This window comes from Rossellomorea sp. QJM3NY_18 (assembly GCF_056173145.1).
The window spans coordinates 2,170,754-2,184,595 of sequence record NZ_CM149659.1 but is presented as its reverse complement, the minus strand read 5'-3'; the positions used below and the strand labels follow the sequence as shown (position 1 = coordinate 2,184,595).

Here is a 13,842-nt window from a genome sequence, read left to right as displayed (position 1 = left end):
GGGGTGTAAATGCTTTATAACAAAGGATTCGCCCTGAAAAAGCGTGGTGTTTTGAGGTCCGTCCCTCTATTGGTTGAAAGACCTTTTTAATCGTAAGTATGGAAATGCATGAATGACGCACGCTGCTACTATCATCACTACTCCCACCGATAGGAACAACCAAAATAATGTGTTTCCACCCGCAGTAGGTGATGAGGAAATGACATAACTTAATGTAAGGTAGTTTACGCCAAGTAGAGCGAGGGAAATCAGGAAACCTCTTTGTTTAAATAACCTAAATCCAACCAGTATGAAAAGATAACTGGCGCTGATTATCATCATCCCCGGGTAGAGTGGCGAGAACTTCGCTGCATATACAAAGAAATCCAGGGCTACAATATCATTTGTACCCGTTACACTTCCATGAACTATCTCACTAAAGGGAGCCGAATACCTCCATTCCCAGGTATGATCCAACAACGCACTCCCTTCATACCAACTAACCAGAGTCGAAAAAACGAGTACAAGCAATCCTATTCCTGCTTGTGACCAATATTTAATGGACATAACCTTCTCCCTTCCTTTGAGGGACGGACCTAAATAATTGTTCAGTATTATGATTGAAATCGTTTCATATCAAGGGATCCACTCTGACAGAAGGTATCTAAATTGAGGTCCGTTCCATAATTTAGATACCGTGAACTTTCACCTTTGGCCACTTTTTATCCCATTGCTTTTCCTGCACCCTTTTTTCATAAATGGAAGACAGTGCCTCTTTTTCTTTAAATGGTGGAGTCGGCTTTATTTGTAGAGAAATCAAGTCTTCAATCCCCCAAGGCGCTGCCAAGATAAGCTCATTCTTCTCGTTCAGCTTCAGAGCGATAGAGGTAGCAGTCTCCGGAAAACGGGAAACGGCATCAATCGTGCAGGTATATGGCTCTTCTCCATTTTTAATATGCATCCTTGCCTGGTTTTTCACAGACCATGGTTCGGAGGGAGCTTCCCCCTTTAATCGGGATTCTAAGTATTTTTCAAAATGTTCATCTGTATTGGATGCATCGAAGTACACGACATCAATATCCGGAAGGGTCGTTTTGTTTGAATACCCATGCAGTGTATCCCACACTTTTGTCCTTACGAACCCTGCGCAGACCCACCAGTCAGGCAGGTTCAGTTTATGTGCTGTTTTAAGGAGTTCCATCATCCAGGAATCTTGTTCAACGAGCTCCAAAATATCATGTTCTGACTTGATCACATTCTTCTCTCCTTGTTCATATTTAAATACTTTGAAGACCTCGATTGACCATGAAATTTGATTCATTTACCTTTATGTATTGGTTTTAGGTACAACCTTCAAAGTTATCAATAAAAATGCCAGGAAAATGTTCCTGACATTTTCCAATCACTGCCCACCGTTAAACCAGCTGCTCGCTTTCACACGTTCTTCTTCCTGCAATTGCCTTTCGTGGCAATTACCGGCTTCGAATGTATTTTGGGAGAACCTACGTCTAAGAAGACTACTTATTATACCGAACACAACAGCAATTCCTATAATCCACCATAGCACGTGCACTACACCTCCATAAGGAATACTTTCCTTACATTAATTTACGTTTGAAGAAGCGACAGGTTTCATATTTGAAAGAATTATTCTTCTGTTGTTTCTGGATCTTCTGTGTTTTCAAGCTTATCAGCATTACGGACTTTTTCTTCTGTTGAAGAGTTATAGTAGCCTTGTTTTTCATATTGCTTTTTTAATTCGAAGTATTTGTCCATGACGCGTTTGGCGATGGTTTTGTTTACGTATGGATCTTTGTCTTGATGTGAATAGGGTAAGACTACAGAGAATGCTATTTCTGGGTTATCATATGGCGCATATCCAATTAAAGTCGTATTGTAGGTATCAAATTGTTTTTTCTGCTCTGGACTATAGTAAAATGCTTCAGCAGTACCAGATTTAGCTGCTGCATCATATGGTGCATTTCTGAAATTATTGGCAGTACCTTGGCTACCATGTGCTACCTTATAAAATCCTCTCTGTACTTGCTGAATTTGTCTTTCGGTTGCATCGATTCTATTCAGAACCTTAGCCTCATTTTCATAAATCAAAGGCCCAACTTTGTCTCTTTCCTGACTGGGTTCCCTAACTTCTTTCATTAAATGAGGTTCCATCCTGAAACCTCCATTAGCTATTGTGGAGGCATACTGAACAAGCTGCATGGGAGTATATAAATCGTATTGGCCAATGGCGAAATCCATTAACTTACCTGGCTCTCGTTCTGTTCCTTTTAATCCCTCCACTTCTCCAGGGAGGTCTATACCAGTCTTGACGCCAAGTCCAAATTGGCTATAGTAATTACGCATGGTATCAAATGCTTTTGGGTCCATATCGATGGGCTGGTCCTTCCTATATACACCACCTGCAATTTTTATCGCAGTTTTAAACATGTATGCGTTTGAAGAAATCTCCAGTGCATCGATATCATTTAAGTAAATGGGTCCTCTTGAGAGGTTAAACCATGATCTTTTAACTGGAGTTCCCTTTATGGCAATTGCCTCGTCATACAAAACCTCCCCAACATTCAACGCTCCAGTCATATACCCTGTCAACACAGTTGCACCCTTTACAGCAGATCCTACACCATATTCAGAAGTATACGTCCCTAAAGCATAATCCTGCAATCCCGTCTTTCCATTTTCATCCTTACCATACTTCTTTCCTACCATGGAGAGGATCTCACCTGTGTGCGGGTCCATCATGACGACAAATGCACGGTCCAGGAATGGAGATTCCCAATATTTCGAGGCTTGTTTGCTAAGCTCTTCTTCAACAATCTTTTCAATTTCTTTCTGGAGCTGCAAGTCAATTGTTAATACGACATCCTTACCACTATGTCCTTCGCTTACAAGCTGTGTATCAAGGACGCTACCATTTTTCGTAATGTACTCGATTTCTTCTTTTTGTCCTTTAAGGATGTTTTCATATTCAGATTCAAAATAACTCGTTCCAACCCGGTCATTTAAAGCATACCCTTGAGCTTTATATTCTTTTACAAGTTCGCTCGGCAGTCCTTGTTGGGAGGTGGATACCCTGCCTAGAATTGTTCTCAATGTACTATCATTCACATACTTCCTTTCCCAGTCCGTAGTGACGTTTACACCGGGCATTTCAGATAAACGTTCGCTCACCCTCGCCATTTCTTCCATAGATACATCTTTATTTTTGATGATTTGGGGACTAAGTGCATATCCCGTATTGAATTCACGGAAAATGGCGAGTACTTCTTCTTCCTGTTTCGAAAAAGAGTCGATATCCTTTTTAGTGATCCTCTCAAGCTGCATTTCGTAAATCTTTTTGTTCCTTTCATCCTCAGCCATGTCTTCATCATCTTCCAGCTTCTTTATTTCTTCTTTTGAAACAAGCTTTTCCGCTTGATCAGGATGAGTCAGAAGCCAGAAATCCTGCCGGTCACGATCGGTAATTTTATTTGGGTCCATTTCAATCAATTCAGCTAATTTCTCTGCAACCTTTAGCATATCTTTAGGCTTCGTCGTTTGCGTTCTCGTGTACGTAATGGCATTCAGTGGAACGTTGTCGACGATGACATTCCGGTAACGGTCATAAATTTTCCCTCTAGGAGGTGTTCCATTATGGGATTTTACATTTTCTGTTCTTGCGACTTCTGCTTCATAATGGTTTCCCTGTACAATTTGTACAATTCCAAGACGAAGAATCAGAAGTGAAAATAGAAAAAAGACCGATATAAACAGTAAATTCATTCTCAATGGGACATGGGTTTTTTTCTTTTTCTTCTTTTCCTTCAATTTGTATAACCCCTTTTAAGCTCGTATTTTACCAAAATATGATAATGTTCTAGTCTTATTTTATAGAAAATTCGACTATATTTCTACCTCTATATGGAATAAATCCCATTCACCTTACTTCATTGGTTATTGATGGTGAAATATAGGGGTTAATATGCTTATATGGTATGTTTTAGGAACTGCGAAAAATGTCGAAGAAGGAGTATAGACAAAGTGGTTCCGTTTATTTAGAATATAGTCGTATTCAAAGCGATATTAATGAAACCAAAGCTCTCCTTAATGCGTAGAATTGGTAACTAGATGATTGAGAGGTTGAAGGCTGTTATGTTTAGCAAACTGATGTGCAGGTTCGGTATTGGTGCTACAAAGATTGATTTGGTATTGAATAAGAAGGAGTTTCGCCCAGGAGATGTTATCAAGGGTGAATATGAACTCACCGGCGGACGGATAGAGCAGAAGTTAAAAAGGATTGAGACAGATCTTTTACAGTATGACGATAATCGTTCTTCTGTTCTTCATCAAAATACCATTCTAAGCTCATCAACGATGAAAGCAAACGAACAACGCACCATTCACTTTTCGTGCAGGCTTTCAGATGCATTTCCACCAAGCAGTGAGACGGTTTCTTATAAGTTCGTCACCCGACTTGTCTTTGACGATGGTGTCAACAGCGTCGATCACGATGAATTTCAGATTCTAGTATAATGATATCCATGTGAGCCCTTCTATTCGGAAGGGCTTTTGAATGTTAAATAGTTTAATTATCTTTTTCCTACCGAAAACCCTTCAAATAATCTTCCACCATGTGTCTGGAGAACCGAATCGACCAGCCTCACGACGTCCTTTTTCTCATCTTTCCGATAGAATTGCTCGAAAGCATTTACATATTCCTCGGTAAATTGCGGGTCATACTCTTTTAATGCACGGACGATCCACTTTGAAGAGCCTATCCAATGATGATTCGTCCTGAGCACAAACTCATGAAGTAATTCCCCTATGGAGTTCGCGATGAAAATGCTTTCCCCTCTATTCGTCGAGCCGATAAAATCTTCAAGGGCATCCGTGAGAAAATATCTCTTCATCCGAATGGTCTCCGCTGACCACTCAGGAGGCCCGTCTTTCAAAATGGTAGTCGCCTCTAGCTTGATTGTGTCGATGATTGCGTGGTCAATGAGTGGAATTCCTTCTGATACCATCTTTTGTAAGGAGGGTCGGGCCCGTTGGTAGTCCGATTGGAAATAGTGACGGAGGGTTTTCAAATTATGTACGAATAGTTCTATCGGCCATCCATGACAAATAAGGGATTCTCGGTATTCAGATTGGAGGTGTTCATCGATGACTACAATATCAAGATCCGAAGTTGCTGTCTCTTCTCCTCTCACGACGCTTCCACTGAGAAGTGCCGCTTGACAGGTTGGGAAATATTCGTGGATGAATCGTTTAGCTGCTTCAATTGCTGGTGGTCTTGTCATCGGAAGTCTTCCTTTCTCCCCTGATGATTAATTCTTCCAGGTCCAATGCGTGATTTACCATATAGCCCGGGTAAACTTCTCTTTGGGGATCATCTACTTATTTATTAGTTCCTTCAGAATAAAAAAACTGACGGATGGTCTCATACACTCCTCTTTTATAAGCGACTGAGTGATCGAACAATGTATCACCCAGATCAAATAATAATAAATCATAGTTTTTCAGTAATAGAGGCTTCATTTGTGTATACTTCCTTTTCACTTTTAAAAATCAAGCTGTCAAATTGACTCCGTAAATTCTTCTCTTTCTTTCCTCCTCCCTAAACTATGTCCGATCACGATTCCTATGATCAGGATAAACAGATAATCTGTTTCAAAACCTTCCGTGAGAAAACCCGTGATTCCCCATCCCGCGATGGCCCCAAATATGACTAAGAAAAGGGATTTCATATCATTTCATCCTTCCTAATAGAATCCGACCATCGTGAGGAGTCCGACTCCGATGATGGTGGTCAATCCACCTGAGATCATTGCAATAAAAAGAGTTCGTATTTGTCGCGTTTCAACCCAAATACTGAAGGCAACCACTATGGTGAGGATGATCCCGAATAAAACAGCCGCATATGGATTGGACGGGGCTAAAAGGTCGTTCCAATTCAACCAGTTCATTCACTACACTCCTTTAGTATGTATCTCGGCAAATTAAACATAAGTAAAACATATTATAAAATAAGTATATCAAAGGAAGACCATATTATGGGAGTTATTTATTCTTTTGTGATTATAAAGTAACCGGTTTATTATCCTAGTAAAATTTACTATATGTTGATTAAACGGGTTTCCTTACATGGTGGTAACAACTACCTGTTTTAAAATTAACAGAATTATATTTCAATAGAACTATGAAAACTTTAAAACTTTTATCAATCTTATTGTTGTCTGTCACTTTTGTCATTGGATTTGGAAATTCTTCAAAGGTATCCGCTGCAGGTACCTATACGGTCACTTACGGGGATACGATGTGGAAAATTGCCGTGAAACATCAGGTTGGTGTATCAGAATTGATTTCAGCAAATCCCGGGATCAGTAACCCTAATGTGATCTATCCTGGTCAAAGTGTAAATATTCCTGGAGTAAATGCCACTGCTGAAAGTTATACATATGAAGTAGTGAAACTCGTAAACAACGAGCGTTCAAAAGTGGGTTTACCCCCATTGAAGGAAAATTGGGAGTTGGCCAGGGTAGCGCGATATAAGTCGGAAGACATGATTGCGAAGAACTATTTCAGTCATACATCCCCGACATACGGGTCCCCATTCCAAATGATGAAGGATTTCGGGATTTCCTACCAAGCAGCAGGAGAAAATATCGCTGCAGGTCAAAGGACTCCAGCTGAAGTTGTAGAAGCGTGGATGAACAGCGAAGGTCATAGAAAAAATATCCTCTCCCCGACATATACAGAAATTGGGGTAGGTTATGTGAAGGGTGGATCATACGGTCATTATTGGACTCAAATGTTCATTAAAAGATAATAAATGAAAGCCGATGACTCTGGTCCTGTACCGGGGTTTCTTTTTAATATCCTCAATACAAACGGTTCATTAGGGGTCCACATTGATTAGTGCAATGGTAGTAAGAGTCATCAGAAATGGTCTGAAATCTTCTGTGCCCTTGCTACTCCCGGTTATTATAATGAACTGGGGGAGCATCAATTCCATTGATGCCTCCCTCTCTCATTTAATAAGTACTTTGGCTGATTTCAAGAATAACCGTGAAGCCGTTGTCATATGTAGATATGATCTCTTGAACATAAACGGCATGCGTTCCTAATTCTTCCCTCTTTTGGGTCACGATTGATTGTAACAAGGATGCGAGTGATTCATCTTCCCCTAATTCAATATCAATAAACTCTTGATCCTTCATTATCTCAACTCCCTATCTTGTCTCTATACGAATGAAACGTCTCTGGAGTTTCGTATTTTTTTAAAAAGTTGCAAATAAATGGAAATATAAGAAAAAGAGCCAACGTAATCGTTGACTCCCTCTATTATTAAAATGTATGTGCTAAATCTTTTGCTCTTGCAATGGCATTCTCTTTGATTTCAGCCGCTTTATCAGGCATTGCTGCATGTCCTTCTACAAATAATCCTTCAAATGAAGGAACGCCATAGAATTGCATCATTACTTCCAGGTAGCGGTGTCCCATTTCCATTGCCGCTGCCGGACCCTCTGAGTAGATTCCTCCACGTGCTTGAATATGAAGAGCTTTTTTATCAGTCAGAAGTCCAACCGGTCCCTGTTCCGTATATTTGAAGGCTTTACCTGCCACTGATACAGAGTCAATATAGGCTTTCATTACTGGAGGGAATGAGAAGTTCCAAAATGGTGTAACGAAAATATATTTATCAGCTTCGACAAACTGATCGGATAATTCACCGAGTCTGCCAACTTTTGCTTGCTCTTCTTGAGAAAGTTCTTCGAATCCTTTACCCGATTGCAATTTACCCCAGCCGCTGAATACGTCAGCATCGATTTGTGGGATGTTTTCCTTGTATAAGTCCATAGTAACAACTTCGTGACCTGGGTTTGCTTCTTTATACGTATCGATAAACGTCTTCCCTACAGCCATGCTATAAGATTGTGTATCATCGTGTGGATGTGCTGTAATATATAATACCTTTGTCATGTTGAATCGTCCCTTTCTGTATGTGAAATGATCCTTATCAAGGTTTTGGAATGATTTGAAATCATGTATCTTGAACCATGATAGTCTTAATTCAAGATTAATAATATAGGATATTAACTTGAAACACAAATAAAATGCTTCTAATCAAAAAAAATAAGGAATTAGTCACATGAACGAGACTGATTCCCTATAAAAATTTAGTGATCTTCAGGATACGTTTGTTGTAAAAAGTTCACAGACTGATGAATCAATTGCTTTAACACCGTTTCGTCAACGTCTGCTACTTTATTTATGTACACACACCCCTTACCGGATGTATGCTTCCCGAATGACTCCAGGAGCTTCTCTCTTTCAGAGTCACCAGTGGCAAAGTATAAGCTTATCTTGGATTTTCTCAGTGAAAACCCCACTAATGGGGCATCTCCCTCGTGGCCGGTTTTATATTTATAATGATAAGAACCGAATCCGATAATACTTGCCCCCCACATCTTTGCTTCAAATCCGGTTGCTTCACTGAAAATATCCAGTAGCCTATAAGCATCCTCCTTTTTTTTAGGATTTTCCACTCCCTCAATAAATTCAATGACGCTCTCATCATTTTGTTTTGTTTTCAATTCATACATATGACCAGCTCCTTTTTCCTTTTCTTCCTAACCCATTATTTCTCTTTTCACTCTGGTGATTCCTGCATTGGGTTTGATATAATGAAAGATCCAAGTATCTCATATCAGTTGACATCTATCCCTGTATCAATTATGATGGTCTCATAATTTAATATTCTCCTAAAGGGGAGTAGCTGTAACAATAAAGTCGTCATTACAGAGTGCACGCTCTCGGCTTTATTGACAACCATGTTGTTAGCGAGACCTTTACCAGTTGGTGAAGGCTTATATATGTCCACAAAAGACCTTTACCAATGGTAAAGGTCTTTTCTTTATTATTTCACTTTGAAAGGAAGTAATGGACAATGAAAAAATTAAAATCAATCCTCTCTCAATTAATAGAAGAAAACAAAGAAGAAATAATAAGAAATCGACGGGAGATGGACAAAATCGACGAAAAAATCGATAAGAAATATACAACGGTGAAAAAGGAGCATGCCTAATGATACTGCGTAAATACATGTCCCTCTTCGGTGTCGGGTCTGCGAAGATTGATCTTGTGCTGCCTAAAACCTCATTTAAACAAGGAGAGCTCTTGCGCGGTTACTTCTTTTTAGAAGGTGGCATCATCGAACAAAAGCTGAGGAGGGTTGAATGTGATTTGGTCGTGATTGATAAGAATGGAAAAGAAGAGAAACTCATTGATTCGACCACTGTATTAAAATCGGATATCATCAGGGCAGATGAACGTAATAAACTGTCATTTACCTACCGGATTCCCCAAGGCGTCCCTTGTTCTCAAGAGGGCGTCCGTTACTTGTTCAAGACGAAGCTGACATTTGACCAGGGTGTTGAAAGCGTGGATGAAGATTATATTTCAATTGTATAGAAGAATGGCTCGCAATCGTCTGCGAGCCATTTTTATCAAGTGTTTTCTTTCTTTATGTCCTCAAGTAATGCAATGATCCTTTCATTCTGTTCAATCATCGTCTGATTCTGCTTCCTGAATTTAGTGAAATCAAACGAGAAGATGAGAAGAAACACAGCTAAAACCATGATCATCAATTTTAGTCCCCCAATCTCATTGATTCTCTTTATATTTAAAATAAATCAGCTCGGGATCTCCAGGGTCCAGGTTTTCAATCGTTCCGCTTGAAGTGTATCCATTCTTTTGAAAAACTTTTTGCATCCCGATGTTTGACTGATTAGTAGATGAAAAGATTTTTTTCGTAGGTGAAATTTCCTCAAAATAATTCAAAAGGGAAGACGCATACCCTTTTCTCCTCTCCTCAGGAGCAATGATGATCAGAGAGACAAACGAATTCTCAAAAAACTGGGTATTGAATAGGAGGAAACCTGTAGTCTTCCCTTCTTTTATGATTAGACATCCCTTCTCCTTTATCGCTCTTTCAATTTCTTCCATTCTGTTTGCATGCCCGATGACTAGTTGATCAATCGCAACGATCGCTTCCAGATCTGATACTTGCGCATATTTTACTTCTCTCATGGCTCACTACCTTCTTTTCCTTAAAAATATGTAAAGAAAAACTAAGACTATTATTAGAGCTACAATCAGTAGCCATGGATTTCCAATTAAAAAATAACTGTCCTCATAACTATATGTTTCTTTTACAGCTGTCATGGTGAAAGATCATCCTCTATGTAGAAAAGGACACTGAATGAACAGGTGCCCTTTTGTTTTAAAGCGATTTGGACATTAACACATTTGTTACTTCATAACCTGTTTTTTGATACAAAGATAGAGCTGTTTTGTTATGACCGAATACATGAAGGGATATTTTCGGGATACCTTTTTCCCTTGCAAACGAGTCCAACGACGCTAAAGCTTCCTTCCCATATCCTGATCCCCTTTTGATCTCATGGATCTTAATATTATATATAAAAATTTCCTTTGCTTCATCGTTTAAAAGAACCCATAAGTTACCTACCATTTCCTTGCTTTCTTCATGAAACAGGGAAAATAAATAATGATCTTTTGTTTCCCTTCCCTCAGGTAAAAGTTTATTAAATTCTTCCTCTGCTTGTTCCAGGGACGTTTCTTTCTTAAAATTACCTGCCTTCGTTTTTTCTTCTGCATATTCCTTGATGGACTCTTTTATCCATTCACGATATTCGTTCTCTGTCATTGTTTTTAATAGAATCATAGAGTGATTCCTCCTTTACTTATTTCCAACGCTGTCTGATTTCCCTTACTACAATTTCAGGACGGTCCCAATGAAGAAGGTGGGTCGTACCCGGAATGCACTTTACTTCCCCCTTGGCCAGTACCTTAAAGATGTCTGCTGTCTTTTTGCGGGTTTCAGCAAGGCTTTCAGGGAGAGAGGCTCTTAATAATAAAACCGGATTTTCTATTTTGTGATAAATATCCTCCGCCTCATCCTTGTGCATGGCACGAATGATGTGACCGGCTGTTTCCCCGCGGGCATGCCAATAATATTGGTGGTTATGATAAAGGAAAAGATCTTGAGCGGCCTCCATCTTCAATGAAGACCAGCTTAACGTTTCACTCTTAACGAGGGCGAGGAAATCTTCCCATGTTTCCCAAATTTGTTCAAAGTCTTTTTCATAATAAGCGACTTCTTCTTCTACTGTTTGTATGGAATGACGTTTTCCCTGATAACCCCCATCGATCAACATCAGTCCTCTGATTTTTTCGGGATATTTGGCTGCATAAAATAGGGCGACAAAGCTCCCCCATGAATGAGACAGGAAATAGAATGAATCGATTTCAAGAAGTTCAAGCACTTCATTCAGCCATTCGGCCATGTTATTCATTTCATAATCTTCACCAGATTCAAATGGGGTCGTCTGTCCATGACCAGGTGCATCGATGGAAATGATTCTGTAGTCTTCCTTTAAATCGTGCGCTACTTCAATAAAGCTAAGGCCAGTACTCCCCAATCCATGAAGACAAAAAATCACGGGTTTCGAAGGGTTTCCCCATTCCGTAATGCGTATTCGCTGGAGTTGTTTTTGAAGAGAATAACGTTTTATGGTGTTCATCTCCTATGTATGACTTTCCTTCTCTCATTCTATTATTTTACCATTATCATCCAACATATTCATGCTAAGTTTCGAAATAATTGTTAAAATGGATATGAACCAAAAAAAGACCCTAAACAGGGCCCTTTAAAATGATGCGCTTTACCTTTAATGAAAGTTTTTAATTCGGTTCCACATGAACATGCACATCATACACCTCATGCTTATGCATCAATTCTTCTTCTACCTCGCTTGAAATATCATGTGCCTGTTTTATATCGAGGGTGGACCTCACCAGGATTACAACATCGACGACAGTGTTATTTCCGTAATTTCTTGCCCGAATATCTTTTACACCTTTAACCCCGGGGAGATCGAGGACAGTCTTTTCGTAAGATTCTATAAGCTCTTCATCGAATCCGTCCGTTAAGTAATGGGAAGCTTCTATAAAAATGCCCCACGCGGTTTTACAGATGAGAAGGCCGACAAGGACAGCTGTGAGGGGATCCAACCAAGGCAGATAAAATTGAGCACCAATGATTCCGATCACCGTGCCGATGCTTACCCATGCATCTGAAAGATTATCTTTTGCTGCAGCCATAAGGGATTGACTATTTATTTTCTGTGCTAATTTTTTGTTGTACCGATAGACAAAATACATGACTATTGCAGCACCAATACCAGTCCATGCGGAAATAAGATCCGGTGCCTGGGCATTTTCGTCGAATACAGATTGGACAGCATTGTATAGTACCTGTATCCCCACCACCATCATGATAAAGGATGCCAGCAAAGAGGCTACACTTTCGGCTTTCCAATGGCCATATGGATGATCTTGATCGGCTGGCTTCCTCGAATACCTTAGTCCGATAAGTACTGCCACAGATGCCACGATATCAGTGGCATTGTTCAAGCCGTCTGCACGTAATGCCTCTGAACCGGCTGATGTTCCAATGAGGAATTTAATGATTGATAATATAATATAGGCAATGATGCTTATAACTGCACCACGCTCTCCCAATTTCAACTGATCATATTTTTCTTGATTCACTATCATAATCCTCCACAATTGATATGTACCTGAATATCATAGCAACCCCTTCCCGTGTGGGTCTATAGCAACCTTCTTTAGTGAAGCTATCTTAATATGAAGAGGTGAACAATGTTTCCGGTAGTAAACTTTTGTGAAGACATAAAAAATAGGACTGTGGATGCAGTCCTATATATAACGATTTTTGACTCATTTAGCCTTTTTTCACGAATGAGTCAAAAACCTGAGTCTTATCTATATTTTTTTAATGCTATTAATCTACAATATCAGCTGAAAAACTAGGCTTCGTCAATCCTGCTTCTTCGTAGATAGCAGCCATTTTTTCTTCAAATGAAGCAAATTGTTCATCAGATTCTGTGTATTCTGCGTTTGCTTCGTCCGAAAGATTGGCAGCCCTGGTTTCGTATGATTTTGCAAGATCGTCCAATGCCCCTTGAATATCGTCTTTCTTTGAATCGACCGCAGCAGGTACTTCTAGCCCATGAACGTCTTCAGCTACAGTTTTAGCAGCAGTTTCAGCGTCGGTTTTTAGTTTGGCAATCTCTTCGGCACTGGGTTTATCCTCTTCTTTAGCTTTTGCCGATTCAAAAGTGTAAATAGCTGAATCATTGGCGTTCACTGTGTTGATGATTTCCTTTTGAAGGTCTAATAGAGCGGATTTCATTTCCATCTCGTCCGACTTTGCATTTTCTTCAGTTACTTCAGTGTTTGTCTCTTTTTCCTCTGTACTACCTTCATCACTACTGCATGCGGCAATAAATAAACTCATAGATAGCAAGAAAAAGGGTAAAATCAATTTTTTCATCTGCAATCCCTCCCCATTCATTTGTTCCTACAATTACATATATTACCTTATCACTTAATATTTGTAAACAAATGGATATTATTTAGTATTAATTGTAATTTTCCATTATATAGACATGCTGATTTCCATACTTTGACGTTTACTATTAACACGTGGGTATTATGTTCCTAAATGTGTATGGAATTCAGTGATTTGGAAACGATGAATAATAACTTATTGCAAAAGGAGGTGTCTTTCTTGGTGACGAAAGAATGTCCTTGTGAACGCTGTACGTGTAAAACGAAAAAAGAATGTGATTGTCCCTGCTGCTGTGAAAAATAAAAAGAAATCCCTGGACATTGAAAATCCTGGGATTTTTTTCATTTAAACCTTTACTTTCCCCCCACTATTTCGTCGAAGTACTGAACGGATTTCATTTCTTC

21 protein-coding genes are annotated in these 13,842 nt (G+C 39.4%); 4 read left to right on the top strand and 17 right to left on the bottom strand.

Annotated features, from left to right (window positions below; translation table 11 throughout):
* Positions 1–66: 66 nt before the first annotated feature.
* The 3 genes from AC0VXY_RS11135 to AC0VXY_RS11125 form a co-directional block, all read right to left on the bottom strand.
* On the bottom strand, positions 67–546 hold the full coding sequence (locus AC0VXY_RS11135; RefSeq protein WP_435990713.1) for a YjdJ family protein: 480 nt from the start codon (positions 544–546) through the stop codon (positions 67–69).
* A 121-nt stretch (positions 547–667) separates the two neighbouring features.
* Positions 668–1,300: a nucleotidyltransferase family protein gene (locus AC0VXY_RS11130; RefSeq protein WP_475525282.1), complete on the bottom strand. Its 633-nt coding sequence runs from the start codon at positions 1,298–1,300 to the stop codon at positions 668–670.
* 326 nt (positions 1,301–1,626) lie between these two features.
* The gene (locus AC0VXY_RS11125; protein ID WP_475527855.1) at positions 1,627–3,759 is read right to left on the bottom strand and encodes a peptidoglycan D,D-transpeptidase FtsI family protein; all 2,133 of its coding nucleotides are present in this window, start codon (positions 3,757–3,759) and stop codon (positions 1,627–1,629) included.
* A 369-nt stretch (positions 3,760–4,128) separates the two neighbouring features.
* On the opposite strand from AC0VXY_RS11125, the gene AC0VXY_RS11120 reads away from it, so the two are divergent.
* A complete protein-coding gene (locus AC0VXY_RS11120) occupies positions 4,129–4,509 on the top strand; it encodes a sporulation protein (protein ID WP_475525281.1) in 381 nt (126 codons plus the stop codon).
* A 56-nt stretch (positions 4,510–4,565) separates the two neighbouring features.
* On the opposite strand, the gene AC0VXY_RS11115 is transcribed toward AC0VXY_RS11120, so the two are convergent.
* The 4 genes from AC0VXY_RS11115 to AC0VXY_RS11100 form a co-directional block, all read right to left on the bottom strand.
* Positions 4,566–5,276, bottom strand: a complete 711-nt coding sequence (locus AC0VXY_RS11115) for a nucleotidyltransferase domain-containing protein (RefSeq protein WP_475525280.1) — start codon at positions 5,274–5,276, stop codon at positions 4,566–4,568.
* Between the two features lie 97 nt (positions 5,277–5,373).
* The gene (locus AC0VXY_RS11110) at positions 5,374–5,514 is read right to left on the bottom strand and encodes a hypothetical protein (protein WP_435990717.1); all 141 of its coding nucleotides are present in this window, start codon (positions 5,512–5,514) and stop codon (positions 5,374–5,376) included.
* 38 nt (positions 5,515–5,552) lie between these two features.
* Positions 5,553–5,723: a tRNA U-34 5-methylaminomethyl-2-thiouridine biosynthesis protein gene (locus AC0VXY_RS11105; RefSeq protein WP_435990718.1), complete on the bottom strand. Its 171-nt coding sequence runs from the start codon at positions 5,721–5,723 to the stop codon at positions 5,553–5,555.
* Between the two features lie 15 nt (positions 5,724–5,738).
* On the bottom strand, positions 5,739–5,942 hold the full coding sequence (locus AC0VXY_RS11100) for a hypothetical protein (protein WP_435990719.1): 204 nt from the start codon (positions 5,940–5,942) through the stop codon (positions 5,739–5,741).
* Between the two features lie 233 nt (positions 5,943–6,175).
* Here AC0VXY_RS11100 and safA point away from each other — a divergent pair, with 233 nt between their 5' ends.
* A complete protein-coding gene (gene safA, locus AC0VXY_RS11095) occupies positions 6,176–6,805 on the top strand; it encodes a SafA/ExsA family spore coat assembly protein (protein WP_435990720.1) in 630 nt (209 codons plus the stop codon).
* Positions 6,806–7,010: 205 nt separating this feature from the next.
* Here safA and AC0VXY_RS11090 read toward each other — a convergent pair whose 3' ends face one another.
* The 3 genes from AC0VXY_RS11090 to AC0VXY_RS11080 all read right to left on the bottom strand — a co-directional run bounded on the left by AC0VXY_RS11090 (position 7,011) and on the right by AC0VXY_RS11080 (position 8,582).
* A complete protein-coding gene (locus AC0VXY_RS11090) occupies positions 7,011–7,196 on the bottom strand; it encodes a hypothetical protein (protein WP_475525279.1) in 186 nt (61 codons plus the stop codon).
* A 127-nt stretch (positions 7,197–7,323) separates the two neighbouring features.
* Positions 7,324–7,959: an FMN-dependent NADH-azoreductase gene (locus AC0VXY_RS11085; RefSeq protein ID WP_435990722.1), complete on the bottom strand. Its 636-nt coding sequence runs from the start codon at positions 7,957–7,959 to the stop codon at positions 7,324–7,326.
* 197 nt (positions 7,960–8,156) lie between these two features.
* Entirely contained in the window at positions 8,157–8,582 is a 426-nt protein-coding gene (locus AC0VXY_RS11080; RefSeq protein ID WP_475525278.1) for a DUF1801 domain-containing protein, read from the bottom strand.
* A 344-nt stretch (positions 8,583–8,926) separates the two neighbouring features.
* On the opposite strand from AC0VXY_RS11080, the gene AC0VXY_RS11075 reads away from it, so the two are divergent.
* Together AC0VXY_RS11075 and AC0VXY_RS11070 are read left to right on the top strand one after the other, a co-directional pair.
* The gene (locus tag AC0VXY_RS11075; protein ID WP_475525277.1) at positions 8,927–9,064 is read left to right on the top strand and encodes an FbpB family small basic protein; all 138 of its coding nucleotides are present in this window, start codon (positions 8,927–8,929) and stop codon (positions 9,062–9,064) included.
* Entirely contained in the window at positions 9,064–9,450 is a 387-nt protein-coding gene (locus tag AC0VXY_RS11070; RefSeq protein ID WP_475525276.1) for a sporulation protein, read from the top strand. The genes AC0VXY_RS11075 and AC0VXY_RS11070 overlap by 1 nt, the downstream gene beginning before the upstream one ends.
* Positions 9,451–9,485: 35 nt before the next feature.
* Here the strand turns inward: AC0VXY_RS11070 and AC0VXY_RS11065 are convergent, their stop codons facing one another.
* The 7 genes from AC0VXY_RS11065 to AC0VXY_RS11035 all read right to left on the bottom strand — a co-directional run bounded on the left by AC0VXY_RS11065 (position 9,486) and on the right by AC0VXY_RS11035 (position 13,420).
* Entirely contained in the window at positions 9,486–9,626 is a 141-nt protein-coding gene (locus AC0VXY_RS11065) for a hypothetical protein (protein ID WP_435994700.1), read from the bottom strand.
* 16 nt (positions 9,627–9,642) lie between these two features.
* Positions 9,643–10,068, bottom strand: coding sequence for a GNAT family N-acetyltransferase (locus AC0VXY_RS11060; RefSeq protein ID WP_475525275.1), 426 nt, complete (start codon positions 10,066–10,068; stop codon positions 9,643–9,645).
* Positions 10,069–10,074: 6 nt separating this feature from the next.
* The gene (locus AC0VXY_RS11055; protein ID WP_435990731.1) at positions 10,075–10,203 is read right to left on the bottom strand and encodes an LPXTG cell wall anchor domain-containing protein; all 129 of its coding nucleotides are present in this window, start codon (positions 10,201–10,203) and stop codon (positions 10,075–10,077) included.
* A 58-nt stretch (positions 10,204–10,261) separates the two neighbouring features.
* Positions 10,262–10,726, bottom strand: a complete 465-nt coding sequence (locus AC0VXY_RS11050; protein ID WP_435990733.1) for a GNAT family N-acetyltransferase — start codon at positions 10,724–10,726, stop codon at positions 10,262–10,264.
* 19 nt (positions 10,727–10,745) lie between these two features.
* Positions 10,746–11,576, bottom strand: coding sequence for an alpha/beta fold hydrolase (locus AC0VXY_RS11045; protein ID WP_475527854.1), 831 nt, complete (start codon positions 11,574–11,576; stop codon positions 10,746–10,748).
* 169 nt (positions 11,577–11,745) lie between these two features.
* Positions 11,746–12,615: a cation diffusion facilitator family transporter gene (locus AC0VXY_RS11040; RefSeq protein WP_475525274.1), complete on the bottom strand. Its 870-nt coding sequence runs from the start codon at positions 12,613–12,615 to the stop codon at positions 11,746–11,748.
* Between the two features lie 253 nt (positions 12,616–12,868).
* The gene (locus AC0VXY_RS11035) at positions 12,869–13,420 is read right to left on the bottom strand and encodes a hypothetical protein (RefSeq protein ID WP_475525273.1); all 552 of its coding nucleotides are present in this window, start codon (positions 13,418–13,420) and stop codon (positions 12,869–12,871) included.
* Positions 13,421–13,842: the final 422 nt, after the last annotated feature.